The following is a 26,490-nucleotide window of genomic DNA, read 5'->3' as shown; positions in this document are numbered from 1 at the left end:
TCGTGCGGCCGGGGACTACTGGCAGTCCTCACCGCTGTTGATGCACTGGACCATCTCGTTCATCAGGTTCTCGTCGAAGAAGTTGATGAAGTCGTTGTGGTCGGTGATCGGCTTGTGCAGCTGCTCCGGGAAGGAGTCCACCGCGAAGGCGTTCTGCACCTGGCCGTTGTCGATCTGCGGCGCCTGGATGTCGTAGACCAGGCGGACCTGGAGCTGGGGGATGGCCTTGAAGCCGTTCGAGCAGCTGCCGTCCGCCTCCACGAAGTCCACGTGGGTGCGGTGGTTGGCGCTGTCGATGTTCTGGCCGTCCCAGCAGCTCTGGAAGTTGGACGTGCGCACCACGGAGCTGCCGTCGGGGCAGATCGGGTACTTGTCCGTCACCTGCCGGTCCTCGAAGCCGGTGCAGCTCCAGGCCGTGTTGGCGTTGTTCAGACCGTTGGTGAGGGACTTGGCGTCACCGGTGATGATGCGCAGCGCCTTCGGCATGGCGACGACGTCGCTCGTCCGGTTGCCGACGAACTTCAGCTGCGCCTCGGCCGGCTCGACGATCTTGCCGACGTTGCCGTCCTGACCACCGCCGGGCTGGCCCTGGTCGATGTCCTGCGACCCGTCCTGGATGCGCAGCACCGGCCAGAAGTACGAGGACTTGTCGCCCTGGTTCTGGCAGGTGGTCTGGGCGTTGGCCAGGTCCTCGTCGCTCGCGAAGGCGTTGTTGCTCTGGTTGCCGACGTAGTCGTGCTGGTGCTTGGCGCCGTTGGAGACACCGGGCGCCACGATCACGTTGTCCGAGTTGCGGTTCTCGTTCTCGTTGGTGCCGCAGGACGTGGTGAAGGTGCCGGTGGAGCCGCCGTCGCCGTTCGCCGGCAGGCCGTTGGGCAGGTTGCGGCTGTTCGGCTGGACGTCCTCGATCTTGATGAAGTCGTCCGCCGCGGGACCGTTGCCACCCTGGCCGCCGTTGTTGTTCTGGCCGCCGTTCTGCCCGCCGTTGTTGTTCTGACCGCCGTCGTTCTGGCCGCCGTTGTTCTGGCCCTGGTCCTGGCCGCCGTTGTTGTTCTGACCGCCGTTCTGCCCGCCGTCGTTGGTGTTGGCGTCGGCGGCCATGCCGCGGCACTTGGCCAGCTGACCGAGGTTGCGCGGGGCCTTGCCGCCCACCCGCCGGATGTTGATGCCGATACGGTCCAGGGCCGCGGTCCGCTTCGACCTGAGCGGGCCCAGGATGGCGTTGTCGACGAAGCCCGGATCACCGGCCTGCGCCCGGCGCGTGGAGGCGAGCCGGGAGTACGCCTCGCTGATCTGCTTGTCGAGGTTCGCCAGCTCCTTGTCCACCCCCCGGCGGGCGCGGTTGGGCACCGACGTCAGTTTCTGGCCGACGTCCGGGCACTGGATCGTGGCGATCTGCCAGCCCGCGGACTTCGTCCGGTTCGCCGAGTTCGACTCGTGCGCCGATGCGTAGAAGTTCGCCCAGATCAGCCCGCCCCCACCGAGCGCTAGGGCCGCCGATGCGGCAATGGCCTTGGTGGCCAGCGGCGTACGGCGTTTTCTTGTGTTGCGTCCCATGGAACTCCTCTGACTTCCTTTTTCGGGGGCATCGAGGCGCCCGACAGGAGTGAAGCGGCCCCCTTCCATACGGAGGCCGCCCCCGAGGTGTTCAGGGGTCCTGAGAATTGATGCGAGATTCGTGAGGACTCTGTGCCCTCAACAACCCCTGTGAAACCAGGAGTTGCCGATCCCGCACCGAGGGTGAGGGGGCCGGTCCGGCGTCACCGGCCGTGGTCGAGATACGCGAGGACCGCCAGCACGCGCCGGTTGTCGTCGTCCGAGACCTCCAGGCCCAGCTTGGCGAAGATGTTCGCGGTGTGCTTGGCGATGGCCCGCTCGGTCACGACCAGCTTGCCGGCGATCGCCGCGTTGGACCGGCCCTGCGCCATCAGCTCCAGCACCTCCCGTTCCCGCGGCGTCAGCCGCGCCAGCGGCCGGTCCTCGCCGGACTGCCGCGCCAGCAGCTGCTGGATGACCTGCGGGTCCATCGCCGTCCCCCCGGCGGCCACCCGCCGCACCGCGTCCACGAACTGCTCCGCGTCGAAGACCCGGTCCTTCAGCAGATAGCCGACCCCGCCGCTGCCGTCGGCGAGCAGTTCGCGGGCGTACAGCTGCTCCACGTGCTGGGAGAGCACCAGCACCGGAAGGCCGGGTCGCCTGCGGCGGGCGTCGAGCGCGCACTGCAGGCCCTCGTCGGTGTGCGTCGGCGGCAGCCGCACGTCCACCACGGCGACGTCCGGGTCGAGTTCCGCCAGCGCGGCGGCCAGTTCGGGCCCGGACTCGACGGCCGCCGCGATCTCGAAGCCGTGCGCCTGCAGCAGCCGCACCAGGCCGTCGCGCAGCAGGAACAGGTCTTCGGCCAGGACTACGCGCAAGGGATCTCCATGGTGACCATGGTGGGGCCGCCCACGGGACTGCTGACGGCCAGGACGCCGTCGAATGTACCCAGTCGCCGTTCCACCCCGGCGAGCCCCGAGCCGGCTCCGACCACCGCCCCGCCCCTGCCGTTGTCCGTGACGGTCGCCCGCAGCATGCCGTCCGCCCGGTGCAGGTCGATCCAGATCCGGTCGGCGCCGGAGTGCTTCACGGCGTTGGCGAGGACCTCGCTCACCGCGAAGTACGCGGCCGACTCCACCGGTGCCTCCGCCCGCCCGGGCAGGTCCACGCTCACCTCGGTGGCCACCGGTAGCCGCAGCGCCAGTGCCCGCACCGCGTCGCCCAGCCCGCGTTCGGCGAGGACCGGCGGGTGGATGCCGCGCACCAGCTCGCGCAGCTCGGCCAGGGCCTCGACCGAGGAGGCGCGGGCCTGCGCGACGAGCAGCCGGGCCTGGGCCGGGTCCTTGTCCAGCAGGGCCTCGATGGTGCCCAGGTCCATGCCGACGGCGACCAGGCGCGCCTGGGCCCCGTCGTGCAGGTCCCGCTCGATGCGCCGCAGTTCGGCGGCGGAGGCGTCGACCGCGTCGCGCCGGGTCTCGGTCAGCACCCGCACCCGCTCGGCCAGTTCCTCCTGGCTGCCGCCGAGCACGGCCCGGGTCAGCCGGAAGTGCACGTCCAGCAGGCGCGGTGCGAAGAAGTGCGCGAAGAACAGCAGCACCAGGGCCAGGGCCGCCGCGCCGAAGGCCGACGCCTGCCCCGTCACCGGCACGAAGCCGTACCAGTACCCGTCGGGGAAGACCCGCCACAGGCCGACGGCGAGCGCGAACCCCTCCAGCGGGTACAGCAGCAGCACGGCCGGGAGCAGCGCGGTGACGAACCCCGCGGTCATGTCGACCGGCAGCCATCCCAGGTCCCGCCAGGTCGCCGGATCGCGCAGCATCCCGAAGGTGCGCGCCCACGGGTTGGCGTCCTTCGGCAGCGGCCGGTACGCCGGCGGGATCCGCACCCCGCCCCACTCGGCCGCGAGCAACCGCCGCCAGTTCGCGAACGCGCGGACGCCCCCCAGCACGTAGGGCGTCGTGACGAGCCCGACGCCGATCGGTATGAGCGCGATCGAGAGCAGGGACAGGGAGAAGCACAGCACCGCCCCCGGCAGGCCGACGAGGGCCAGCGCCAGTCCGCGCACGGCGGCGAGCCCGATGCGCCGTCCGTCGATCCGCCCGTTGCCGTTCTTCGTGTCGGTGGTCATGGCGTCAGTCTGGCCGAGCCCGGCGGCCCGGTCACGGGGCCGGGCCACCGGCTCGGGGGTGGTGCTACCTACACCCCCGGGCCGGTGCCGGCGGGCCGGCTCACCTGCTCCCGAGCACCTTCGCCTCCACCTCGGGGTCGAGACCCGGGCGGGGGCGGTCGGGGCGCTGGGGGGCCGTGCCCCCGCGCTCCCGGAGCCACCGCCAGGTGTCCGCCACCGTCTCCTCCACGGGCCGGCAGACCAGCCCCGCCCCGATCGCCCGGGAGACGTCCGCGCTGTGCAGGGCGTCGTGCAGGTCGCTGCCCGGCGGCACCCACACCGGCAGCTGCGTCCACGGCTCGATGCCGGCGTCGAGGATCGCCCCGGGCTCGGTCCAGCGCAGCTCGGCCCGCCCGCCGGTGACCCGCGCGCAGGCCTCCAGCAGGCGGCCCATGGTGGCGTGCCCCTGCGGGGAGACCAGGTTGTACGGCCCGCTCAGCCGCCGCTGCGCCGCGTGCAGGATCCACGCGGCCAGGTCGCGGACGTCCACGTACTGCAAGGGCAGTTCGCGCGGTCCCGGGGCCAGGACGGGGCCGCCGCGCGCGGTCCTGGCCAGCCACCAGGGCAGCCGGCCGATGTTCTCGTGCGGGCCGAGGATCAGGCCCGACCGCACGAGCACCGACCGGTCCTCGCCGAAGGCGTCCAGCACGGCCAGTTCACCGCCGCGCTTGTCCCGCGCGTAGTCCGTCTGCTCCGCCTCGGCCGAGGCGCCCGGCACCAGGGGGGCGTCCTCGCCGTACCCGGCGGGCGGGGACCAGGCGTACACCGAGCAGCTCGACACGTACACGTACCGCCCGGCGCGGTCCCGCAGCAGCCGTGCCGCGTCCGCCACCGCGCGGGGCGCCGCCGACCAGGTGTCGACGACGGCGTCCCACTCGCCCGGGTCTCCGGCCAGGGCGGCCAGGCCTCCGGGCGCGGTCCGGTCGCCGAGCAGCGTCCGCGCGCCCGGCGGGGCGTCGTGCCGTCCCCGGTGGAACACGGTCACGTCCCAGCCCCGCTCCAGGGCCATCTCCACGACGGCCCGCCCCACGAACTCCGTCCCACCCAGCATCAGCAGTCTCATGCCGTGCACTGTGCCCGGTGGGGCGGCCCCGGGGAACGGTCATCTGCTCTCGGCAGAGGCGGGAACGGCCGCTCGCGGGAACGGCCGATCATGGGACCGGCCGATCGCGGGACCGGCAGATCACGAGGGCGGGCCGGGCGCGGGACCGGGCGGGGCGCGGGAGGAGCCGTCAACGGCCCGTCGGCGGCACGTACTTGTAGCCCACGCGCCGCACGGTGCGGATCGTGTCGCGGTACTCCGCGCCCAGCTTGCGGCGCAGCCGCGCGACATGGACGTCGACCGTGCGGCCGTCGCCCACGTGCCCGTAGCCCCACACCGTGCCGACCAGCTGGTCGCGGGTGTGCACCCGGCCCGGGTGGGCGACGAGATGGGCCAGCAGCTCGAACTCCAGGTAGGTGAGGTCCAGCGGCCGTCCGGCCACCTGCGCGGTGCGCTGCACGGTGTCGACGCGGATCAGCGCGTCACCGCCCGGCCCGGGGGCCGCCCCGGACTCCGCCGCGACGGGCCGGTCCGGCACGGCCACCGGGAACGGCGGCTGCTGGTCGGCCGGGACGAGCACCAGGTAGCCGACCATCGGCGGCTGTCCCGGCAGGGTGGGCAGGGTGTGCTGCGGTGCCGGGAGCCAGGTGGCGCCCGGGGGCAGCAGGTCGGCCACGGTCAGCACCTCGTCGCGGTCGACGGCGCGCAGCCGGTGCCGGGGGCCGTGGCCGGCGGAGGCGGTGAACGGGGCGGCGGGGGACAGGGAACGAGTGGTCGCCATGAGAGGTCAGCTCTTTCGCGCGAGGAGTTCGCCGGGGAGACGGCGGCCGCGAGTTCGTGGTCGGGCTCGCCGAGGGACGTACGCGGTTCGCGCTGGCCGGAGGCCGGGTGTGGGCGGCTTCAGCAGGCCTGCGCGTTCGTCGCGCGGCAACACACCCGGTCGAAGTCGTGGTCCTGGCGGGACGGCCAGAAGGGCTCGAGGTCGTGGCGACCCGTCGCGGCGTTCTTCCGGTAGCTGGCCATGGCCCCATTGAAGCAGACGTCCCCGCGACGCAGGGACCTTCTCTCACCCCTCGGACACCCGCCGGACGGCCGAGGGGGCGCCCACCACGCGGGTGGGCGCCCCCGGGGAGCCGGTCGACGGGCCGGTCAGACCTGGCCGGCCTTCTCCAGCGCCGCGCAGCACGTGTCGACCAGCAGACGCGTCACCACGTACGGGTCGACGTTGGCGTTGGGGCGGCGGTCCTCGATGTAGCCCTTGCCGTCCTTCTCGACCTGCCACGGGATGCGCACCGAGGCGCCGCGGTCCGAGACGCCGTAGGAGTACTTGTCCCAGGGGGCGGTCTCGTGCAGGCCGGTCAGGCGGTCGTCGATGCCGGCGCCGTAGTTCTTGACGTGGTCGAGCGGCTTGGAGCCCTCGCCGAGCGACTCGCAGGCGGTGATGATCGCGTCGTAGGACTCGCGCATCGCCTTGGTGGAGAAGTTGGTGTGCGCACCGGCGCCGTTCCAGTCGCCCTTGACCGGCTTGGGGTCGAGGGTGGCGGCGACGTCGAAGTCCTCGGCGGTGCGGTAGAGCAGCCAGCGGGCCACCCACAGCTGGTCGGAGACCTCCAGCGGCGCCAGCGGGCCGACCTGGAACTCCCACTGGCCGGGCATGACCTCGGCGTTGATGCCGGACAGGCCGAGGCCGGCCTTGAGGCAGTTGTCGAGGTGGGCCTCGACGACGTCCCGGCCGAAGATCTCGTCGGCGCCGACCCCGCAGTAGTAGCCGCCCTGGGGGGCCGGGAAGCCGCCCTTGGGGAAGCCGAGGGGGTAGCCGTCCTTGAAGAACGTGTACTCCTGCTCGATGCCGAAGATCGGTTCCTGCGCCGCGAACCTCTCGGCCACCTCGGCCAGCGCCGCCCGCGTGTTGGTGGGGTGCGGGGTGAGGTCGATGTTCAGCACCTCGCACAGGACCAGCACGTCCTCGCCGCCGCGGATCGGGTCGGGACACGTGAAGACCGGCCGCAGGACGCAGTCCGAGGAATGGCCCTCGGCCTGGTTGGTGGAGGACCCGTCGAAGCCCCAGATCGGCAGCGCGTCCAGACCGGCGGGCGAACCCGGGATGATCCTGGTCTTGGACCGCAGCTTGGCCGTCGGTTCGGTGCCGTCGATCCAGATGTACTCAGCCTTGAAGGTCACGGGCCACTTCCTTCGGGGTGTGTCCGGGCGCGTATCGCGGGTGCTGCGGCGCTGCCGCACTGAGGCGCCGCGAGGTGCTGCCCGGCAGCCTGGCAACCGGCGATTACCCGGCCGTTGCCCGGGTGTGAACCCCGTGTTACCCGGTCGTCCCGGTGGCGCCGTGCACCGGCTCCCCTCCGTCGAGCCGGTGCACGGGCCGCACGGGCCGCAGGGTCCGCACGCGCGCCGGTCCTGCCACCCCTGGCCGGGGGTGGCAGGACCGGTGACACGTACGAGGGGCGGCCGAGGGGTGGGCCGCCGCCTCAGGGACCTGTCCGGTCGTCCGGCCTCACCCCACCTTCTCGATCACGGCCCGGCGGATCAGGAACTTGCCGGACTCACGGACCTGTTCGAAGGCCGCGTTGTTCAGCAGGACGCAGCTGCCGGAGACCGAAGTGACCTCCACCGTCGTGGACTTGTTGTTGTCCAGGTTGGTGACCTTCAGCTTCGTGCCGGCCGGGAACTGGTTGCTGGACGCGGCGGGCGCACCGCCCTCGCCGGAGAGCGTGACCGTGGAGCCGTTGCACACCTGCCGGCCGGCCGCGGCCCCGCCGCCGGGGTTCGCCGCGGGTGCGGAGGCGGCCGGCTGCGAGGGCTGCGCGCCCCCGGCCTGCTGACCGCCGCCGGCCTGCTGGCCACCGCCGGCCTGCTGACCGCCCTGAGCGGGCTGCGAGGGCTGCGCGGCTTGGGAGTCCTGAGCCGACTCCCCGACCGCGCACCCCGACGCCTCCTGCTTCCGCTTGATCTCCGCGACGACCGCCTCGCGGTTGGCGATCCGCGCCTCGGACTGGGCGTCCGGATTGGCCCGCTGGTCCGCGATGAACTTCTGGTTGTTGCCCAGGGCCGTGGCGAGACCGAGGCAGACGGTCGACTCCGACGCGGACTTGGGGGTCGGCGCGGCGTTCGACGTGCTCGCCATGACGAAGGCCCCGCCTCCCGCCACCGCCGCCGCGCCGACCAGCAGCGCGATCGTCTTGTTCGTGCCGAGAGTTCTCCTGCGCGACATGCGCGCCTCCTGAAGAGGTAGGGGAGCGTACGCCGCTATGTACGAGATACCGAACGGGGTTGCTCAGCGGTCGCAGGAGTCGGCCGAGTGACCTGCACCACACCCGGTGGGGGGCGGGGTCAACGCGACAGGGCGTCCCGTACGGCCTCGTCGGTCCGGGCCACGACCGCCGTGCCGTCGTCCGCGGTGATGATCGGGCGCTGGATCAGCTTGGGATGCTCGGCGAGCGCCGCGATCCACCGGTCGCGCGAACCGGCCTCGCGGGGCCAGTCCTTGAGGCCGAGCTCCTTGGCGGCGGCCTCCGCGGTGCGGGTGATGTCCCACGGCTCGAGTCCGAGGCGCGTCAGCACCTCGCGGATCTCGTCCTCGCTCGGCACGTCCTCCAGGTAGCGGCGGACGGTGTAGTCGGCGCCCTCGGCGTCGAGCAGCTGCACGGCACTGCGGCACTTCGAGCAGGCCGGGTTGATCCAGATCTCCATGGGCAGCACAGTACGCGCACCGCCCTCTGTTCGATTTTCTGACGCCTCAGCAGCCTCTCCCGAACCTGCCCGTGCCGAAGCGCCAATTCCCGCTCTCACCTGCACATTTGACAGGCTGTGCGCACTCCCCGTTGTCAGTGCCCGGCGGTACACTGGAAGCAGTGTTCGAGGGTGGCGCCGGGGTGCGGAAGTCCCGGGGTCACCCGACCGCGACAGGAGGATGCCTGTGCCCGCTGCCGCTCTGAAGCCGAAGTCCAAGCCGCTGCCCACCCAGTCCACCGCGAAGCGTCCCGTCCTGCTCGACCTGCCGTACGCGCCCGTGGAGAAGCGGCCGCTGCCGCCCGGCCGGCCGCGGGAGTGGTACGTGGCGCACAACCGGCGCCTCAAGGCGATGCGGCTGGCCATCGCCCTGCTCGACTCCGGCATCCACATGCCGGGCCAGGCGCGCAACGAGACGATCCGCGACGCGGCGGAACTGATCGGCGTCCACCCGCCGTCGGACACGACGTGCCACATGGTGCGCGCGCTCATGCGCTACGCCCGCTGAACCGCCGCGCTCCGGGCGCCGGGAACCCCGATCCGGGGGTGCCCGGCGCCCGATCGCGGCCCTGGAGCCGAGGCTGTCCGGCGTCCGCTCGCTTGCCCGCACGCCCCGGACCACGGGTCCCTGCGCGTGCTCACGCGACCCGGCCCGGCGCCGGGATCACCGGCGGGTTCAGCCGGGCGAACCCCTCCTGGCGCTCGTAGGGGAAGTAGGGGTAGGGCGCCGGTCGGTGGCTCACCGCGTCGAGCCGGGCCACCTGCTCGGGGGTGAGGCCACGGCGGCCCGGGCCGGGGTGTTCGTACGCCCGTGACGGACACGGCCCCGCAGACGCCGGCTATGCCACCAGCTCCTTCTCCAGAGGAGTGCGGAACCGCGGGGTGACCCGGGTCGTCCCGAGCAGGCCGCGCAGCCGCTCCGCCTCCCTCTCGACGGCCGCGCGGGCCTCCCGGCCGACGCCCGCCTCGTCGAGGATCCGCCACACGATCTCCCCGTCCGGGCGCTGGGCCCAGCCGCCGATCACCCGGCCGTCCCACCACACCGTCGGGCCGACGTTGCCGCTGCGGTCGAAGAGCCGCGGCCGCACCTCGGGCGCGAGGTACCAGTCGCGCTGCTGCCATCCCATGGCGGTCGGATCGAGAGCGGGCAGCAGCGCGGCCCAGGGACCGTCGGGCGCGGGCGCCGGTTCCGCGTCACCCCGCGCCACGAAGCCCGTGCCCCCGTCCAGCTCCACCTGCTCCGCCCCGATCGCCGCCAGCGCGCGGCGCACCTCCGCCACCCGCCAGCCCGACCACCACTTCAGGTCGGCCTCGGTGGCCGGACCGCACACCGTGAGCCACCGCCCGAGCAGGTCGGCCTGCGCCGCGGCCGTGTCCAGCTCCTCGTGCTCGGGCGCGAGGGCCCAGCGGAACTGACTGGACGTCCAGGAGCCGAGCGGCCGGCCGCGCACCACCTTGCCCTCCACGCCCAGCACCTTCAGCAGCCGCGTCGAGACGCGGTGCAGCCCCTCGTAGCTCTTCCCCGCCCCGTATACGAACTGCTCGCGCAGACGCGGCTCGTCCCGGGCCAGCTCGGCCGCCGTCGCCTGCCCGCGCCGGGCGAGGGCCGCCAGCGTCGACTCCTCGACCTCGCGCAGCCAGGCCGCGTCCGGCGCCCCGGCCGCCGCCATGTGCGCGAGCAGCGCGGCCCGCTCCCTCGCGGCGACCGCCAGCCCCATCGAGGCGTGCACGACCGCCGTCAGGGCCGTGGGGAACACGAAGACCGTGTGCCGCATGCCGTGCATCCGCACCAGGGTCCGGTCCTCGTACAGCGCGCGCTCGGTCTCCGGCACGGCCTTCGCCGGGTCCGCCAGCCGCGCGCCCACGGCCAGGTACACCGTCGCCGGGTCCGTGCCGTGCAGCGCCACCAGGGACTCGGCGACCTGCTCGGGCGTGGCCGCCCGGGCCTGCCCGGCCAGCCGCTGCCGCAACGCGAGCCGGGCCCGCCGCTCCACCCCGCCGATGTACCGCCGCGCCTCCATACCGGCCTCCCCGTCCCGGCACCGCCTGCCCGGCGGCAACCGCTCATCCCGACGACGCACCGCCGCCCACCGGCATCATCGCGCCCCCCACCGACAACGCGCCCGCGATCACCTGCCGCCGCTCAGCCGTACCGCTCCAGCAGCCCCCTCACATACGCCTCCAGCCGCTCGCCCAGCACCCGCGATGTCAGATCCGTCCGGCCCAGCTCGCGCCACGGCCCGGCCAGTTTCGCCGCGTCCGGGACGTAGGCCAGCGCGTCCAGCAGCCGCCAGTACAGATGCGCGGACCCGTCCGCCGAACACCGGCCGCCCCACGCCTCGTACGCGCCCCGGAACGCGAGACCGTGCTCGGGCCCGTACAGCAGCGCGAGCGCCGTCGCACAGTGGGCCACGTCGAGGTCGGCGGGCCCCCACGAGGTCTCCACCCAGTCGACGACGCCACTGATCCGCACACCTGCCCCCGAGCCGGTGAACAGCACGTTCCCGGGGTGGAAGTCCCGGTGCAGGAAACAGCCCTCGTACGGAGGCGGCTCCCGGCGGATCACCTCCACGGCCCGCTCCCACACCGCACCCGCCGGCGCCGCCACCCGCTCCGGCGACGTCCACGCCTGGTACGTCCGGGGCCGCTCGGCGGGGACGACCCGGTGGATCCGGGCCAGCTGGGCCGCGAGCAGGTCCATCCTCGGGCCGACGTCGTCCTCGTCGACCCGCACCCGGCCCGGCAGGAGCGTCATCAGCAGCGACGGGTGATCGCAGTGCTCACCCGTCGCGTCCACACCGACCAGGGCGGGGGCCGGCACCCCCTCCTCACCTGCCAGCAGACGCAGGATCTCCGCCTCGCGACCCAGGAGCCCGCCCGCGTGCCGGCGGAAGAACGGCTTCACGAAGGACCGCAGGGCGAGTGCGCGGCCGTCGTCCAGCGTGAGCCGCCGCATCTGGGCACTCCAGCCGCCGCTCAGGAACGCCGAGCCGGTCACTGTGCGGCCCTCGGGCAGCTGCTTGGCCACCCACGCGCGCGTGGCCGTCCAGCCCCCCTCGCCGAGCCCGGCCAGTACGGCGGCCACGAACTCCCGCCGGTCGGCGGCGTGGTCGCGGAACCACAGTCCCAGCCGGTGCCGGGCCCCGGGAAACTCCCGGTGGGTGAACTGCGCCCGCCCGGCCAGCGCCTCGGAGACCGCCTGGGTCACGGCCGCCGGGATGACCTCGTCCCGGCCCGGCACCGCGAGCACGGCCCGCCCCTCGTACGCCCGCAGCACCTCCAGCGCGGGCGAACCGCGCCAGCTCCCCTCCGCGCGGATGAGCTCGCTGAACCGCCCGTCACCCGAGCCGAACGGCACGTCCCAGGCGTCGGCCGCGTACACCGCAGGCGCGCACAGTCCCAGGGCCGCCACCCGGTCCCCGTAGTGCCGGGTGAGATCCGCCACCGTCTGCCCGCTCATGCTGAACCCGACGAGCACCAGCGGCCCGTCCACGCGCGCGTGCGCGTCGATCACGGACACGGCCTGCTCGAAACGGCGGCGCAGGCTCAGCTCCCGCAGCAGGCCGGTGCTGCGGCCGTGGCCGGAGAAGTCGAAGGCGAGAGCGCGGCAGCCGTGCGCGGCGAACTCCTCCAGCAGCGGCACCAGCCGCTCCGCGCTGCCGTTTCCCGCGCCGTGCAGCAGCACGACGGTCGCCCCACCGGGCCGGTCCGCACCGCAGCGCAGCCCGCCGAGCCGCTCGCCGTCGGCCGTGTGCGTGAAGGGGGTCGGCTCACTCATGCGGTCATTCACTCACGCGGACCGCGGCCCGCGGGGCGGTTCACAGACCCGGCGCCCCCCACACCGGGGACCAGCGGCCCAGGTCCTGCTCGACGGGCAGTTCGGCGCGGAGTGCGGAACCCACCCGGCGTTCCAGGGCGTTGTCGCGCCGCTCCGCCCCGCCCGGCAGGGGCGCGAACGGGTAGAACGTGCCCCGTCTGTAGAGGTGGACCAGGGCAAGACGCCGTCCGGCGCGGTCCTCGAACCCGGCCCAGCTGCACAGCAGTTGCGGGCCAAAACCGTTGACCTCCATCTGGCTGTTGACGGCGTGCAGGTCGTTCACCAGCGCCGGCAGCTGACCGGGGGAGCGGCGGGAGACCAACCACGAGTAGCCGTAGCCGTCCGTGCGCAGCTCCACCGGCGGTCCGTCGCGGTCGGTGTCGGCGTCCAGCAGCGCCTGCACCTCCCGGTGGGTCTGCTCGAAGGCGGCGCCCTCCACCGTGGAGAAGCAGACCGCGCCCCGCCCCGTGGGCGTGAAGCCGGCGGCCGCCTCCAGGGTCAGGGCCGCGGACGGCAGCGCGAAGAGCCGGTCGAGATCCGGGACGACCGGCTTGGTCCGGCCGAGCAGGATGTCCAGCAGACCCATCGGCCGCTCACCGCCTCACCTCGCGCAGTCAGGCACTGGTTCCCCAGCCAGTGTGCGCCGCGCTCACCCATGAGCAGGTCGCGATCACCTCCGCTCCGGGCAAAGCCGCCACCCACCCACGGCCCCGGCCACCGACCCCGGCGCAGCCCCGGCCGTCGCTCCCGCGCACGGCCGTCGGCCACCGGCTCCGGAGCAGCCCCGGCCACCGACCTCGGCGCAGCCCCGGCCACCGTCCCCGCGCACGGCCATCGGCCACCGCCCCCGCACGGCCGTCGGCCACCGCCCCCGCACGGCCGTCGGCCACCGTCCCCGCGCACGGCCGTCGGCCACCACCTCCGCACGGCCGTCGGCCACCGCGCCCGCGCACGGCCGTCGGCCACCGCCCCCGCACGGCCGTCGGCCACCGGCCCCGGGCGGCCCGGCCCGGCGCCGACCGCCGAGCCTGCGGCCGAGGCCACCCACGGCCCCGGCCACGGGCCCCGGCGCAGCCCCGGCCGTCGCTCCCGCGCACGGCCGTCGGCCACCGGCTCCGGGCGGCCCGGCCCGGCACCGACCGCCGAGCCTGCGGCACCGAGACGGGCATGGCCGTCAGGCCCCGGATTCCACCGCGTATCCGACCGCGTATCCGGGCACCGACGGCCACCGCACCGTCAGCACCACCGACTCCTCCTCCGCGCGCCAGGAATGGTCGACGCCCCGCCCCCACACCACGTAGTCGCCCTGCCGTCGCAGCAGCACGCTGCGCCCCGGCAGTTCGACGCGGAAACGCCCGCTGATCAGGACCAGCAGCGCGGTGCGCTGCTCGCCGCGCACCCACTCGGCGCGCTCGTCGCCCGGGGGGTGGACCCCCCACTTGATCTCGACGTCCTCGCTGTGCCGAGGGTCCCCGGCGGCCTTGAAGTGCCCGAGGATCCATCCCCGGTCCAGCGCGGCGTCCTCGCCGGCGTTGCCCGTGTACACGCTGTCGTCCACGGGCCCGGACGCTAGCAGGGCCGCGGGCTAGAACGGGGGACGGAAGTCCAGGTACCCGAGCAGGACGATCACCGCCGCCAGGCAGCCGAGCACCACGGCCGTCGACACCCATGGGGACCGGCGGCGCGCGCGGCCCACGTGCCCGGGTTCGGGACGGAACGGCACCGGCCCGGGCGGGTCGTGCTTCCAGCGGGCGGCGAGCATGCGGGCCCGCGCGGACGGCTCCTTGTGCTCGGCGCCGTCAGCCCACCGGATATCGAACTCGCGCTCCTCGTCGTCCCGTCCCGGCATCCCCGCACCCCTTCTCGAACAACCGTCCCCCTAGATGATCCCCCTCGGGGGCCCGCCTGGGAAGCGCGGCCCGGGCGCGGACGACGGTGCCCCCGCCTCCACTGCGGGAGACGGGGGCACCGGACGGACGACGGGGGCGTCGCTCACACGTCGAAGTACAGCTCGAACTCGTGCGGGTGCGGACGCAGCTGGAGCGGCGCGATCTCGTTGGCGCGCTTGAAGTCGATCCACGTCTCGATCAGGTCCGGGGTGAACACGTCACCCTGGAGCAGGAACTCGTGGTCGGCCTCCAGGCGGTCCAGGACCGCGCCGAGGGAGGTCGGGACCTGGGCGACGTTCGCGTGCTCCTCGGGAGCCAGCTCGTACAGGTCCTTGTCGATCGGCTCGGCCGGCTCGATCTTGTTCTTGATGCCGTCCAGGCCGGCGAGCAGCAGCGCCGAGAAGGCCAGGTACGGGTTGCCGGAGGCGTCCGGGGCGCGGAACTCGACGCGCTTGGCCTTCGGGTTGGAGCCGGTGATCGGGATGCGCATGGCCGCGGAGCGGTTGCGCTGCGAGTACACCAGGTTCACCGGCGCCTCGAAGCCCGGCACCAGGCGGTGGTAGGAGTTCACCGTCGGGTTGGTGAAGGCCAGCAGCGACGGGGCGTGCTTGAGGATGCCGCCGATGTAGTAGCGGGCGGTGTCCGACAGGCCCGCGTAACCGGCCTCGTCGTAGAACAGCGGCTGGCCGCCGGTCCACAGCGACTGGTGGACGTGCATGCCCGAGCCGTTGTCACCGAAGATCGGCTTCGGCATGAAGGTGGCCGTCTTGCCGTTCTTCCACGCCACGTTCTTCACGATGTACTTGAAGAGCTGGAGGTCGTCGGCGGCGGCGAGCAGCGTGTTGAACTTGTAGTTGATCTCGGCCTGGCCGGCGGTGCCCACCTCGTGGTGCTGGCGCTCGACCTTCAGGCCGGCCCGCTCCAGCTCCAGGGAGATCTCGGCGCGCAGGTCGGCGAAGTGGTCGACCGGCGGGACCGGGAAGTAGCCGCCCTTGTAGCGCACCTTGTAGCCGCGGTTGTCCTCCAGCGCACCGGTGTTCCAGGCGCCGGCCTCGGAGTCGATGTGGTAGAAGGACTCGTTCGCGCTGGTGGCGAAGCGGACGGAGTCGAAGACGTAGAACTCCGCCTCGGGGCCGAAGTACGCCGTGTCGGCGATGCCGGTGGAGGCGAGGTAGGCCTCGGCCTTCTTGGCCACGTTGCGCGGGTCGCGGGAGTACTGCTCGCCCGTGATCGGGTCGTGGATGAAGAAGTTGATGTTCAGCGTCTTGTCACGGCGGAACGGGTCGACCCGGGCGGTCGACAGGTCCGCGCGCAGGGCCATGTCGGACTCGTGAATGGCCTGGAAACCCCGGATCGAGGAGCCGTCGAAGGCCAGCTCCTCCTCCGCGTCGAACGCCTCCGCAGGCACCGTGAAGTGCTGCATCACGCCCGGGAGGTCGCAGAAGCGGACGTCGACGAACTTGACGTCCTCGTCCGCGATGAACTTCTTGGCCTCGTCGGCGTTCTGGAACATCCAGCTCCTCCTACTCCCGACCGTCCCGCCGGGGTGGTAGTTCGTTCGTGCGGCCAGTGCGGGTGGCACACGCTGTCCTCGACCCTAGGGACGGGTGATTTCTCGGGCGTGACCCGTTTGTTTCGCACAAGTTAACCGGCTCACCCTCCACCGTAGCCCCGACGCACCCCGCCGTGCTCCGGTCATATGGGGGCGCAGTACCGTGGACGGGTGGACAACAGGCAAGCAATCGGATCGTGGCTCTCCGGGCCCCGCGCGGCCGCGGAAGAGGCCGGTGTCGACTTCGGCTACCGGGGCGAGCAGCTCGGCCTGCCCGAGGAGGGCTCCGGCTCGATCGCCCGCCCGGGCCGGCGGATCGGCGCCCTGGCCGTGGACTGGGGGCTGAGCCTGCTCATCGCGTACGGCCTGATCGCCGACAGCTACAACGAGGCGGCGCAGGTCTGGGCGCCGCTGATCATGTTCGCGCTGATGGTGCTGACGGTCGGCACGGTCGGCTTCACGCCGGGCAAGCGCCTGTTCGGCATCCGGGTGCTCGCCCTGGACACCGGCCGGGTCAGCCCCTGGCGGGCCGTCCTGCGCACGGTTCTGCTGTTCCTCGCGATCCCCGCCCTGATCTGGGACCGCGACGGCCGCGGCCTGCACGACCGGCTGGCCGGCACCGTCGAGGTCCGCATCTGACGTACGCGCCGAGCACCCGCCGCGTGCCGCGTACCCGTACGACGAAGGGGCGCCCGGAGTGGTCCGGGCGCCCCTTCGTCGTACGGGTGCGGGTCAGCGGGCCTTCGGCCCGCCCTTCGGCAGGCGCATGCCCTTGGGCATCGGGCCCTTCGGCAGCGGCATGTTGCTCATCAGGTCGCCCAGGGCGCGCAGCCGGTCGTTGGTCGCGGTGACCTGCGGGCCGGTCAGCACGCGCGGCAGCTTCAGCATGGTCGTGCGCAGTTTCTTCAGCTCGACCTGGCCCTCGCCGGTGCCCACCACCAGGTCGTGCACGGGAACGTCCGCGACGATGCGGCTCATCTTGCGCTTCTCGGCGGCGAGCAGGGTCTTCACCCGGTTCGGGTTGCCCTCGGCCACCAGCACGATGCCGGCCTTGCCGACCGCGCGGTGCACCACGTCCTGGTTGCGGTTCATCGCCACCGCGGGGGTCGTCGTCCACCCCCGGCCGATGTTGTCGAGCACCGCCGCCGCGGCACCGGGCTGGCCCTCCATCTGCCCGAAGGCGGCCCGCTCGGCCCGGCGCCCGAACACGATCGCCGTCGCGAGGAAGGCGAGCAGGAGGCCCAGGATACCGAGATAGATGGGGTGACCGATCAAGAAACCGATCGCGAGGAAGACACCGAAGGTGACGATTCCGACAGCCGCGAGTACAAGACCGATCTTCTTGTCGGCCTTGCGGGTCATCTTGTAGGTCAGGGCGATCTGCTTCAGTCGCCCGGGGTTCGCAGCGTCCGCTGCAGGTTCCTTCCTCGCCATGCCACGAAGTCTACGTGTCCGCACGAGCGCCGACGACGGCAGTGCCGCCCGGGGCCCGCGGAGCGCGGTCCGGGCCTCAGGGGCGGGCGGACAGGGAGTGCGTGAGGGACTGCTCCAGCACGCGCTGCGCCTCGACCCGGTCCTTGGCACGACGGCGGTCCTCCAGCACGGAGGTCCACGCGTTGCGCCGGGCGGTGCGCTGGCCGCTGCTCATCAGCAGCGCCTCGACCGCGCGCAGGGCGGTCGTGAACGACGGGATCGCGGTGGCGCGGACGGGCGCGGCCTGCATGGGTGAGGTCCCCCCTCGGAACGGGTGTACGTGCTGTGAGTTCAGCGTCACTGATTGGTGTTACCAGGGCGTGACCGGCCGGTCAAACACCCGTGAAGCCCGGCCGGGGAGCGGGGGAACGCCGACGCGGCCCTGACGTGCGCCCTCATCTGCGAGGACGGTCAGGACCGCGTCGAACCGGTCACTACCGGTCAGTAGTATCACGTGCGCGAATTCACACGATTGTCTCCTCCCGTGCCGGGAAGAGGGGGTGACGCCGCGTCAGACGGCCTGGGCCGCGACGCGCGCGTCCCGCTGCTCCATGGCCATCCGGTACAGCCGCCCGGCGCGGTACGAGGAGCGCACCAGCGGGCCGGACATCACGCCGGAGAAGCCGATCTGCTCGGCCTCCTGCTGCAGCTCCACGAACTCGTGCGGCTTGACCCAGCGCTCCACGGGGTGGTGGCGCACGGAGGGGCGCAGGTACTGCGTGATGGTGACCAGCTCGCAGCCTGCCTCGTGCAGCTGCTTCAGCGCGTCGCTGACCTCCTCGCGCGTCTCGCCCATGCCGAGGATCAGGTTCGACTTGGTGACCAGGCCGTAGTCGCGGGCCTCGGTGATCACCTTCAGCGAGCGCTCGTAGCGGAAGCCGGGGCGGATGCGCTTGAAGATCCGCGGGACGGTCTCGACGTTGTGCGCGAAGACCTCGGGGCGGGAGGAGAAGACCTCCTCGAGCTGCTCGGGGATCGCGTTGAAGTCGGGGGCCAGCAGCTCGACCTTGGTGTGGCCGCCCTCGCGGCCGGCCGTCTGCCGGTGGATCTGGCGGACCGTCTCGGCGTACAGCCAGGCGCCGCCGTCCTCCAGGTCGTCGCGGGCGACGCCGGTGATCGTGGCGTAGTTCAGGTCCATCGTGACCACGGACTCGCCCACGCGGCGGGGCTCGTCGCGGTCCAGCGCCTCGGGCTTGCCGGTGTCGATCTGGCAGAAGTCGCAGCGCCGGGTGCACTGGTCGCCACCGATGAGGAAGGTCGCCTCGCGGTCCTCCCAGCACTCGTAGATGTTCGGGCAGCCGGCTTCCTGGCAGACCGTGTGCAGGCCCTCGCTCTTCACGAGGTTCTGCATCTTGGTGTACTCGGGGCCCATTTTCGCCCGGGTCTTGATCCACTCGGGCTTGCGCTCGATGGGGGTCTGGCTGTTGCGGACCTCCAGGCGCAGCATCTTGCGTCCGTCGGGTGCGACTGCGGACACGACCGGCTCCCTAGCGTTGATTCTTCGGCGTCCTCAAGGGTACGCCCGTGGATTTGAATGCCTGTGTGTGGTGTCAGCCCCTCCCCGCGGGCGTCTATGCCGCCGGTGTCCGCTCGATCTCCCGGGGCTTGAGGTCGGCGTTCTCCAGGACGTCCCTCAGATGGCGCTCCACCACGGGCAGGACCTCCTCGATCGTCACGTCGCGGCCCAGCTCGGCGGCGAGGGAGGCCACGCCCGCGTCGCGGATGCCACAGGGGATGATCCGGTCGAACCACTTGTTGTCGGGGTTCACGTTCAGCGCGAAGCCGTGCATCGTGACGCCCTTGGCGACGCGGATGCCGATCGCGGCGATCTTGCGGTCCTCGCGGCGCTGGCCCGCGTTGGAGGGGGCGTACTCCGGTCCGTTCAGCCGCGGGTCGAACTCCTCGTCCTGCAACCGCGGGTCGAAGTCCAGCGACAGGCCTCCGAGCGCGGGCCGCTGCTCGACCGGGTCGCCCAGGACCCACACGCCGCTGCGGCCCTCGACCCGGGTCGTCTCCAGCCCGAAGTCGGCGCAGGTGCGGATCAGGGCCTCCTCCAGGCGCCGGACGTGGGCCACCACGTCCACCGGGCGCGGGAGCTTCTGGATCGGGTAGCCCACCAGCTGTCCGGGGCCGTGCCAGGTGATCTTGCCGCCGCGGTCCACGTCGATGACCGGCGTGCCGTCCAGGGGCCGCTCGTTGTCCGCCGTGCGCCGCCCGGCCGTGTAGACCGGCGGGTGCTCCAGGAGCAGGACGGTGTCGGGGACCTCGTCGGCGAAGCGCGCCGCGTGCACCCGGCGCTGCTCGTCCCAGGCCTCCTGGTACTCGACGGCCTCGTCGCCGAACCCCATGCGGACGAACCGCAACTCACTCACGGCAAGCGCCTCCCTCGGACGGGTGTGTCAGGCACGTAACGCGCCCAAGCCACTGTACGTCCGGCCCGGACACGTCAGTCCCGGGGTCAATCCTCACACGATCGGATGAATGTCCGGGAAAATGTGTGATGGGGTGCTTACTCTCCGCTACATTCGCGCCGTCCAGCAAGGCATAAGGCCAGCTCACAGGCAATCCGCGCACATCACGAAGGCCGGAAGGCAGGAGACCGCACCGCAGATGACGGAACGACCCGCGCAGCGCACCCCCAACCGACAGCTCGCCGCGCTCATCGCAGAAGCGGGGTTCTCCAACGCGGGACTCGCCCGTCGCGTGGACCAGCTCGGGCTGGAACACGGCCTCGACCTGAGATACGACAAGACCTCCGTCACCCGGTGGCTGCGCGGCCAGCAGCCCCGGGGGACCACGCCCGCCCTGATCGCCGAGGTGTTCACCCGGCGCCTGGGCCGCCGCCTCACGGCCCAGGACCTGGGACTGGACGCCTGCGCGCCGGTCTACGCGGGGCTGGAGTTCGCCGCCACCCCGGAGGAGGCCGTCGACATCGTCAGCGGGCTGTGGCGCAAGGACTCCGGCAGCCACGCCGAGCTGCGCAAGATCGCCTTTACCCCGGCCGGGCTCGTGGTGCCCAGCCGGGACTGGCTGATCGGCCGCGCCGACGAGAAGGTCGCCCGGGGCGAGCCCCACCCCGCCCGCATCCCCCCGCAGGGCCGCCCCGCCCTGAGGCTCCCGGCCGAGCAGGGCGTCGCGTCCCTGCCCCGCCAGCGCGGCGGGGCCGAGCGCGGCCCCGGCCAGCGGGTCACCGCCGGGGACATCGCCGCCCTGCGCTCGGTCGGGGAGCTGTTCCGCACCCTCGACGACGCCTACGGCGGCGGCCACGCCCGCCAGGCCCTCGTGCGCTACCTGGAGCACGAGTGCGAGCCCATGCTGCGCGGCACCTACGGCGAGCAGACCGGTCGCCGGCTGTTCGCCGCCGCCGCCGACCTGACCCGGCTCGCCGGCTGGACCTCGTACGACATCGCCGCCCACGGACTGGCCCAGCGCTACTTCGTGCAGGCGCTCCGGCTCGCCCAGGCCGCCGGGGACCGGGCGTTCGGGGCCTACGTGCTGGTCACCATGAGCCGCCAGGCCGTCTACCTGGGGCACGGGCGGGAAGCCGTGCAGCTCGCCCGGGTCGCCCAGCAGGGCGTGGGCACCGCCGGGCCGCCCGTCCTGCAGGCCCTGCTGCACGCCTCCGAGGCGCGCGGGCACGGGGTGCTCGGCGAGGTCCGGGCCTGCACGGCGGCCCTGGTGCGCGCCGAGCGGGCCTTGGAGACGGCCCGCCCCGGGGACGACGTGCCGCCGTGGGCGAGGTTCTTCGACGAGGCCCAGCTCGCCGACGAGTTCGGCCACTGCCACCGCGACCTCCAGCAGTTCCGTGCCGCCGCCCAGCACGCGGAACGCTCGCTGCAACTGCGGGCCCCGTCCTACGCCCGCAGCCGGCTGTTCTGCCGCGTCGTCCTCGCCACCGCCCGCCTCGGGCTGGGCGAGCTCGACCAGGCCTGCCAGCTGGCCGCGGAGGCCGCGGGCCAGGCCGCCGAGATGCGCTCGGTGCGGGCGGTGGAGTACGTGCGGGACTTCGAGCGGCGGCTGGAACCGTACAAGGACGCGGCTCCGGTGCGGACCTACCGCGACAAGGTGGCGGCCCTGGGGTGAGGCTCCTCGCTCGCCGGGGGTGGCCCTAGGCAGCCCTCGGGACGGTCGGCACGGGATCGGCGGCATGCATCGACCGCCCCGCCCCCAGGTCCGCCAGGATCGCCGCGGACGCCCGGTGCCCGGAGTGCAGGGCGCCCTGGACGGTGCTGGTGTCCCGGTGGTCCCCGCACACGTACAGGCCCGCGAGCAACCGCACCGGCCGCCGCAGATCGTGCGGCGGCCGCATGGCGGGCACCGCCTCGGCCGTGTGGTGCACCGCCAGCGTCTCCCACCGCGCCGTCGACGTCCCGTACAGCCGTGCCAGGTGCATCCGCACGGCCGTGTCGACGTCGCCCGGCGGCCGGCCGAGCACCGTCGAGGACACCAGGGCCCGGCCCACGGGCGCCCGGGACGGATCGACGTGGCTGAGCACCGCCGTGTGGGCCACGGGGCCGCCGAGGTCCGCGTCGAGCAGCAGGGACGCGCCCGTCCCCGGCGGCTCGTCGGTGGTGTGGTGCACCACCGTCACCGGGTGGAAGTCCGGTACCCGCAGCCCGGGCAGCAGGACGGCCGCCGCCCGGGCGTCCGTCGCCACCAGCACGGCCCGGCAGCGGATCACCCCGTGCTCGGCGGTGGTCACCGAGGTCGTGGAGACGGAGGTGACGCGCACGCCGGTGTGCACCGACCCCTCCGGCAGGGTCCGCGACAGCAGCTCGGGCAGGGCCTCCGCCCCGCCCTCCGGCACGCACAGCCGGCCGCTCGCGAAGGCGCGCAGCGCGAGGTCGGCGCACCGGCTCGACGTCGTCAGGTCCGGGTCGCACAGCAGGGCTGCGAGCAGCGGGCGCAGGAAGCCGTCGATGGTCCGTGCGGGCAGCCCCCGTTCGGCGAGGGCCTGGCCGGCGGGCAACTCCGGGCGGGCCAGCAGCCGTTCGGCGGAGGTGCCGGCCAGCCGGGTCAGGGCCGCGCCCAGCCGGGCCTGGTCGACGGCCGTGCCGAGCGGGGCGCCGGACCGGCTGCGGGGCACGGAGACCTGCCGGCCGGGCACGGCCACCGGCCTGCGCGGCACCCGGGGAGCCGCCGGCGGCCGAGGCGCACTCGCCAGCGCACGGACCGCGTGCAGCGCGCCCCGTGCGCCCCCCACGCCGGGCTGGACGCCCGCGCGGTGGTGGCGCCCGTCGCCGTGCAGCAGGACGCCCGGTGCGAAGGGGCGCAGCACCAGCCCGCCCAGCCCCGGGGTCCGGTGTAGTTCGGGATACGCCGTGGACAGCAACTGGCCGACCCGGTCGAGCCGAAATCCGTCGACCTTCTCCGTCGCCATCCGGCCGCCGACGTGATGGGCGGCCTCCAGGACCATGGTCGTCACTCCTGCGCTGGTCAGCCGATGCGCGGCCGAGAGGCCGGCGACCCCGGCCCCCACGACGACCACGTCCGCCTGGTACGCGGGCTCAAGCACGTGCCCCTCCTCGAGGTTGCGCGGGCGCTGGAGACGTCATGCCCTCAACAGGCCCCAGGGATACGCGAGTTCCGGTCGAGCGTAGGGCTGTGATCGGTCAGATGGAGTCGCGCATGAACAGGGCACGGTCGCACGGTGGTCGCATACGGATGCCGTGTGGGCATGAAGTGGTCACGGGGGACTGGTGCGCGGCCGGGGGCCGGGCCCCGGGGGAACCGGGGGAACGGGAGAAGGCGGCGGAAGCGGCCGCGACAACCGCGGCGGGGCGCGGCCCTCGTGGGCCGGTGTGTGGTGCGGAGCGCCGGCCGTTGCACCGGCGAGGCGCGGCGCGGGGTCGGCAGCCGCGCCGCCGGTGTGGCGCGGCAAGGACCCTCGTGGGCGGGCGTTTACGCGGAGCGCAGCCCCCGCGTCGGCGGTGTGGGGCGCAGACCAGGGATCCCGCGGGGTCGGTGTGGGGCGCGGAGGCGGCCCCCGGTGGGGCGTGGGAGCGGCCCTCCTGGGCTTGTGTGCGGAGTGGGAGCGGTCCCCCTGGGCTGGTGTGGGGCGTGGGAGCGGCCTTCTGGGGCTGGTGTGGGGCGTGGAGGCGGTCCCCGTGGGGCAGGGGAGCGGTCCCCCTGGGCTTGTGTGGGGCGTGGGAGCGGCCTTCTGGGGATGGTGTGGGGCGTGGAGGTGCCCCCCGGTGGCTGGTGTGTGACGCGGACTGTCGTGGTCCCTGCCTCGGCGGCGTGCAGTGGGGGGGGGACTTACGCGGGCCGACGGGGCGTGGCTCGGGCAGGGGCAGGCTCTCATGCCTTCGGCGGGTGGCGTGGCGAGGGCCCCGCGCCGCCCGGGTGTGGCGCGGGGGTGAGGTTCGGGGCCTACAGCGCCGCGCGGATCGCTCCCTCGACGTCCGGGAACGCGAAGCGGAAGCCGGAATCCAGCAGCCGCGTCGGCAGGACGCGGGCGCTGCCGAGGACGTCGCCGGCCATCTCGCCCAGCACGGACCGCAGGACGGGCGCCGGCACCGGGAACACCGTGGGCCGGCGCAGCACCCGCCCCATCGCCGCGGTGATCTCACGGTTCGTCAGGGGGTTCGGGGCGGTGATGTTGAACGGTCCCGACAGGCCGTCGGTGTCGAGGAGGTGCCGGATCGCGGCGACCTCGTCGTGCAGCGCGACGAACGACCAGTACTGCCGCCCGTCGCCCATGCGCCCGCCCAGCCCGGCCCTGAACAGCGGGAACAGCCGCCCCCACGCCCCTCCCTCGCGGGAGACCACCAGCCCGGTCCGGGTGAACGCGGTGCGGACACCGGCCTCCCGGGCGGGCGCCGCTGCCTCCTCCCACTCCACGCACACCTCGGGCAGGAAGCCCGAGCCCGCCGGGGCGCTCTCGTCGACGGCGCGGTCCCCGGTCTCGCCGTAGTAGCCGATGGCGCTGCCGTTCACGAAGACCCGCGGCCGGTCCGCGTCGGCCAGCGAGGCCACCGCCCGCGCGAGCGCGGCCGTGCCGTTCACCCTGCTGTCGCGGATCCGCTGCTTGTAGGCGTCCGTCCAGCGCCGGTCGCCGACCCCGGCCCCCGCCAGGTTGACGACCGCGGCGCACCCGGCCAGCCCGGCCGCGTCCACCCGCCCGCCCTCCGGGTCCCAGCGGACCTCGTCCGTGCCCCGGGGCTCCCGGCGCACCAGGCGCACCACCTCGTGCCCGTCCGACGCCAGTGACCGCACCAGGGCGCCGCCGATGAGACCGGACGCGCCGGCCACTGCGATACGTGAGCGTTCCATCCCCCCATCCTGCCCCCGGACCCCGCATATCCACTGTCGGACCACGGGCCCCGCGACCTAGGGTGACGCCCATGCCCGACCATCCCGACGTGCGCGTCCGCGTCGCCGTGCCCGAGGACGAGACGGAACTGGCCCTGCTGGACCGGCGCGCCTGGTCGCCCCTGCACGCCGTCACGCCCGAGCCGCGGCCGCCCTACCCGCCGTTCTTCAGCGACCGGCACCCGCCGCAGGACTGCCTCGTCGCCGAGCACGACGGCCGCCCGGCCGGGTACGCGCACCTCGGCTTCCCGACCCCTCTCGCCGCGAACCGGCACGTGCTCCAGATCCAGGGCCTCGCCGTCGCCGAGGAGGCACGCGGCCGCGGGGCGGGCCGAGCCCTGGTCCGGGCCGCCGTCGCGGAGGCCCGCCGGCGCGGCGCGCGGCGCCTGACCCTGCGCGTCCTCGGCCACAACACCCCCGCGCGCAGGCTCTACGAGGCCGAGGGGTTCGTGGTGGAGGGCGTCCTGCCCGAGGAGTTCCTCCTCGACGGGCGGTACGTCGACGACGTCTTCATGGGGCGCTTCCTCTGAGCCGCACCCGGCGCGCTCACGATCCGGTGGGCTCGCCGGTGTCCACCGGTTCCGTCGCCCGCGCCGCGCGCTCGGCCTCCGGGGCGACCTCGTCGGCCGTCAGCACGTACCCCGTCTCGGCGTCCGACGTGGAGCGGGCGAAGACCACGCCGAACACCCGGCCGTCCGTGGTGAGCAGCGGGCCGCCGGAGTTGCCCGGGCGGACCGTGGAGCGGATCGAGTAGATCTCGCGGACGGCCGTGCCCTCGTTGTAGATGTCCTGGCCGGTCGCCCGCACCCGGTTCGCGACCGTGGCCGCCTGCAGGTCCAGGTCGCCGTCCTGCGGATAGCCCGCCACCACCGCCGCGTCCCCGCGCCCGGCGTCGTCGTCGAAACGCAGGCTCGGCGCCCGCAGCTCCGGCACGTACAGCACGGCCACGTCCTTGTCCGGGTCGAAGAGCACCACCCGCGCCCCGTACGCCCGCCCGACGCCGCCGATCTGCACGGTCGGCTCGTCGATGCCGGCCACCACATGGGCGTTGGTCATCACGTGCCGCGGTGCGTACACGAACCCGCTGCCCTCGCGCCCCTGGGTGCCCGCGACGCCCTCCACCTTCACCGTGCTGCGCTGGGCGGCCCGCGTGGCGGCCCGCGTCACGTTGTCGCCGGTGGGCTCGGCGACCTCCGCCGCCGACTCGCTCTCGAACGGGTTGAAGACCTGCGGGAAGCCCGCCTGGGTCAGCGCGGAGGTGGCCTCCGAGAACCACGCCGGGGTCGTGTCCGGCATCGTCCGCTGCACGGCGCCCAGCAGCCGCGAGTCGCGGATCGCCGAGGTGACCGCGGGCGAGGAGGAGGCGCCCAGCACACTCGCGGCCACCCACGCCACGATCAGCACCGCGACCGCGTTGGCCACGGCCCCGCCCACCCCGTCCGCCACCCGGAGCGGCCCGCGGTCCAGCTCCCGCCGCAGCCGCAGCGCCAGCCGGCCCGCCAGCTCGTGCACTAGCACCGCCGGCAGCAGCACCGTGAGCACCGCCGTCAGCGTCGCCCGGGTCGTCCCCGGCTCGACCAGGTCCATCACCCACGGCAGGATCCACACGCCGACGACCGCACCGCCGACGAACCCGGCCAGGGACACGCAGCCGGCCACCAGGCCGCGGCGGTACCCGGACGCCGCGTAGGCCAGGACGACCAGCAACAGCAGGATGTCGAGCAGGTCCACGCAACGCCGCCTCTCCTCGGGAACCCCTAGTACGCGCGGGAACGCCCCGTTGATCAGTCGCACCCGCGCGGCGGAGGAGACCCTTCCCGCACGCGTGCACCCGGAAAAACGCCGCGGACCGTGACGATGGTTCCACCGGGTGGCACATCACACATCGCGGACGGAGCGGAACAGGCCGACAGTGGGACCATGCGTGCCTTCGGAGGTCGGCCAGGGACACGCGGG

26 protein-coding genes and 1 pseudogene are annotated in these 26,490 nt (G+C 73.6%); 4 read left to right on the top strand and 23 right to left on the bottom strand.

The genetic code is table 11. From position 1 onward, the window contains the following. Positions 1-15: 15 nt before the first annotated feature. The 9 genes from ACH4C6_RS27320 to ACH4C6_RS27280 all read right to left on the bottom strand — a co-directional run bounded on the left by ACH4C6_RS27320 (position 16) and on the right by ACH4C6_RS27280 (position 8,450). Positions 16-1,557: a DUF1996 domain-containing protein gene (locus ACH4C6_RS27320; protein WP_398111247.1), complete on the bottom strand. Its 1,542-nt coding sequence runs from the start codon at positions 1,555-1,557 to the stop codon at positions 16-18. A gap of 203 nt (positions 1,558-1,760) precedes the next feature. Continuing rightward, positions 1,761-2,414 carry a LuxR C-terminal-related transcriptional regulator gene (locus ACH4C6_RS27315; RefSeq protein ID WP_398111246.1) on the bottom strand — a complete coding sequence of 218 codons (654 nt, stop codon included), beginning with the start codon at positions 2,412-2,414 and terminating at the stop codon, positions 1,761-1,763. Further along, entirely contained in the window at positions 2,405-3,664 is a 1,260-nt protein-coding gene (locus ACH4C6_RS27310) for a sensor histidine kinase (protein WP_398111245.1), read from the bottom strand. The genes ACH4C6_RS27315 and ACH4C6_RS27310 overlap by 10 nt, the downstream gene beginning before the upstream one ends. A gap of 100 nt (positions 3,665-3,764) precedes the next feature. Next, complete coding sequence (locus tag ACH4C6_RS27305; protein WP_398111244.1) at positions 3,765-4,766, bottom strand: NAD-dependent epimerase/dehydratase family protein; 1,002 nt, start codon at positions 4,764-4,766, stop codon at positions 3,765-3,767. A gap of 169 nt (positions 4,767-4,935) precedes the next feature. After that, positions 4,936-5,526, bottom strand: coding sequence for a winged helix-turn-helix domain-containing protein (locus ACH4C6_RS27300; RefSeq protein WP_398111243.1), 591 nt, complete (start codon positions 5,524-5,526; stop codon positions 4,936-4,938). Positions 5,527-5,645: 119 nt separating this feature from the next. Beyond that, on the bottom strand, positions 5,646-5,768 hold the full coding sequence (locus ACH4C6_RS27295; protein WP_398111242.1) for a hypothetical protein: 123 nt from the start codon (positions 5,766-5,768) through the stop codon (positions 5,646-5,648). A gap of 126 nt (positions 5,769-5,894) precedes the next feature. Further along, positions 5,895-6,926: a glutamine synthetase gene (glnII, locus tag ACH4C6_RS27290; protein ID WP_398111241.1), complete on the bottom strand. Its 1,032-nt coding sequence runs from the start codon at positions 6,924-6,926 to the stop codon at positions 5,895-5,897. A 328-nt stretch (positions 6,927-7,254) separates the two neighbouring features. Continuing rightward, on the bottom strand, positions 7,255-7,971 hold the full coding sequence (locus ACH4C6_RS27285; protein ID WP_398111240.1) for a hypothetical protein: 717 nt from the start codon (positions 7,969-7,971) through the stop codon (positions 7,255-7,257). A gap of 119 nt (positions 7,972-8,090) precedes the next feature. Then, positions 8,091-8,450, bottom strand: a complete 360-nt coding sequence (locus ACH4C6_RS27280) for an arsenate reductase family protein (protein ID WP_398111238.1) — start codon at positions 8,448-8,450, stop codon at positions 8,091-8,093. Between the two features lie 226 nt (positions 8,451-8,676). On the opposite strand from ACH4C6_RS27280, the gene ACH4C6_RS27275 reads away from it, so the two are divergent. Further along, positions 8,677-8,997 (top strand): hypothetical protein, encoded by a 321-nt coding sequence (locus ACH4C6_RS27275; RefSeq protein ID WP_398111237.1) that lies wholly within the window; start codon positions 8,677-8,679, stop codon positions 8,995-8,997. A gap of 130 nt (positions 8,998-9,127) precedes the next feature. Here ACH4C6_RS27275 and ACH4C6_RS27270 read toward each other — a convergent pair. From ACH4C6_RS27270 to glnA, 7 genes and pseudogenes are all read right to left on the bottom strand, one after another. After that, positions 9,128-9,265, bottom strand: a pseudogene (locus ACH4C6_RS27270) (aldo/keto reductase); the annotation flags it as partial. A gap of 63 nt (positions 9,266-9,328) precedes the next feature. Continuing rightward, positions 9,329-10,510 (bottom strand): winged helix DNA-binding domain-containing protein, encoded by a 1,182-nt coding sequence (locus ACH4C6_RS27265; RefSeq protein WP_398111236.1) that lies wholly within the window; start codon positions 10,508-10,510, stop codon positions 9,329-9,331. A 122-nt stretch (positions 10,511-10,632) separates the two neighbouring features. After that, complete coding sequence (locus ACH4C6_RS27260; RefSeq protein WP_398111235.1) at positions 10,633-12,267, bottom strand: alpha/beta fold hydrolase; 1,635 nt, start codon at positions 12,265-12,267, stop codon at positions 10,633-10,635. A 40-nt stretch (positions 12,268-12,307) separates the two neighbouring features. Continuing rightward, complete coding sequence (locus ACH4C6_RS27255; RefSeq protein ID WP_398111234.1) at positions 12,308-12,892, bottom strand: hypothetical protein; 585 nt, start codon at positions 12,890-12,892, stop codon at positions 12,308-12,310. A gap of 588 nt (positions 12,893-13,480) precedes the next feature. Continuing rightward, positions 13,481-13,864, bottom strand: coding sequence for a signal peptidase I (locus ACH4C6_RS27250; protein ID WP_398111233.1), 384 nt, complete (start codon positions 13,862-13,864; stop codon positions 13,481-13,483). A 27-nt stretch (positions 13,865-13,891) separates the two neighbouring features. Continuing rightward, a complete protein-coding gene (locus ACH4C6_RS27245) occupies positions 13,892-14,155 on the bottom strand; it encodes a hypothetical protein (protein ID WP_398111232.1) in 264 nt (87 codons plus the stop codon). Positions 14,156-14,298: 143 nt separating this feature from the next. Beyond that, entirely contained in the window at positions 14,299-15,708 is a 1,410-nt protein-coding gene (gene glnA, locus ACH4C6_RS27240) for a type I glutamate--ammonia ligase (RefSeq protein ID WP_369196108.1), read from the bottom strand. 210 nt (positions 15,709-15,918) lie between these two features. Between glnA and ACH4C6_RS27235 the strand changes: the two genes are divergently transcribed. Then, positions 15,919-16,386 carry an RDD family protein gene (locus ACH4C6_RS27235; protein WP_398111231.1) on the top strand — a complete coding sequence of 156 codons (468 nt, stop codon included), beginning with the start codon at positions 15,919-15,921 and terminating at the stop codon, positions 16,384-16,386. 93 nt (positions 16,387-16,479) lie between these two features. On the opposite strand, the gene ACH4C6_RS27230 is transcribed toward ACH4C6_RS27235, so the two are convergent. From ACH4C6_RS27230 to lipB, 4 genes are all read right to left on the bottom strand, one after another. Continuing rightward, entirely contained in the window at positions 16,480-17,181 is a 702-nt protein-coding gene (locus ACH4C6_RS27230; protein ID WP_398111230.1) for a DUF4191 domain-containing protein, read from the bottom strand. A gap of 76 nt (positions 17,182-17,257) precedes the next feature. Next, positions 17,258-17,470: a hypothetical protein gene (locus tag ACH4C6_RS27225; RefSeq protein WP_398111229.1), complete on the bottom strand. Its 213-nt coding sequence runs from the start codon at positions 17,468-17,470 to the stop codon at positions 17,258-17,260. Between the two features lie 261 nt (positions 17,471-17,731). Next, a complete protein-coding gene (gene lipA, locus ACH4C6_RS27220) occupies positions 17,732-18,697 on the bottom strand; it encodes a lipoyl synthase (protein WP_398111228.1) in 966 nt (321 codons plus the stop codon). A 94-nt stretch (positions 18,698-18,791) separates the two neighbouring features. Then, on the bottom strand, positions 18,792-19,592 hold the full coding sequence (lipB, locus tag ACH4C6_RS27215) for a lipoyl(octanoyl) transferase LipB (protein WP_398111227.1): 801 nt from the start codon (positions 19,590-19,592) through the stop codon (positions 18,792-18,794). 238 nt (positions 19,593-19,830) lie between these two features. Here lipB and ACH4C6_RS27210 point away from each other — a divergent pair, with 238 nt between their 5' ends. After that, positions 19,831-21,303 carry a regulator gene (locus tag ACH4C6_RS27210; RefSeq protein ID WP_398111226.1) on the top strand — a complete coding sequence of 491 codons (1,473 nt, stop codon included), beginning with the start codon at positions 19,831-19,833 and terminating at the stop codon, positions 21,301-21,303. A gap of 25 nt (positions 21,304-21,328) precedes the next feature. Here ACH4C6_RS27210 and ACH4C6_RS27205 read toward each other — a convergent pair whose 3' ends face one another. Both ACH4C6_RS27205 and ACH4C6_RS27200 read right to left on the bottom strand, forming a co-directional pair. Further along, positions 21,329-22,735: an NAD(P)/FAD-dependent oxidoreductase gene (locus ACH4C6_RS27205; protein WP_398111225.1), complete on the bottom strand. Its 1,407-nt coding sequence runs from the start codon at positions 22,733-22,735 to the stop codon at positions 21,329-21,331. Between the two features lie 857 nt (positions 22,736-23,592). After that, positions 23,593-24,495, bottom strand: a complete 903-nt coding sequence (locus ACH4C6_RS27200; protein WP_398111224.1) for a TIGR01777 family oxidoreductase — start codon at positions 24,493-24,495, stop codon at positions 23,593-23,595. A 71-nt stretch (positions 24,496-24,566) separates the two neighbouring features. On the opposite strand from ACH4C6_RS27200, the gene ACH4C6_RS27195 reads away from it, so the two are divergent. Beyond that, positions 24,567-25,064 (top strand): GNAT family N-acetyltransferase, encoded by a 498-nt coding sequence (locus ACH4C6_RS27195; RefSeq protein ID WP_398111223.1) that lies wholly within the window; start codon positions 24,567-24,569, stop codon positions 25,062-25,064. 16 nt (positions 25,065-25,080) lie between these two features. Here the strand turns inward: ACH4C6_RS27195 and ACH4C6_RS27190 are convergent, their stop codons facing one another. Continuing rightward, a complete protein-coding gene (locus ACH4C6_RS27190; RefSeq protein ID WP_398111222.1) occupies positions 25,081-26,265 on the bottom strand; it encodes a MarP family serine protease in 1,185 nt (394 codons plus the stop codon). Between the last annotated feature and the right edge of the window lie 225 nt (positions 26,266-26,490).

The organism is Streptomyces sp. NPDC017943, from assembly GCF_044328425.1.
In the GTDB taxonomy this organism is placed as follows: Bacteria; Actinomycetota; Actinomycetes; order Streptomycetales; family Streptomycetaceae; genus Streptomyces; species Streptomyces djakartensis_A.
The sequence above is the reverse complement of the archived record's forward strand: the minus strand, read 5'-3'. Positions and strand labels throughout refer to the sequence as shown.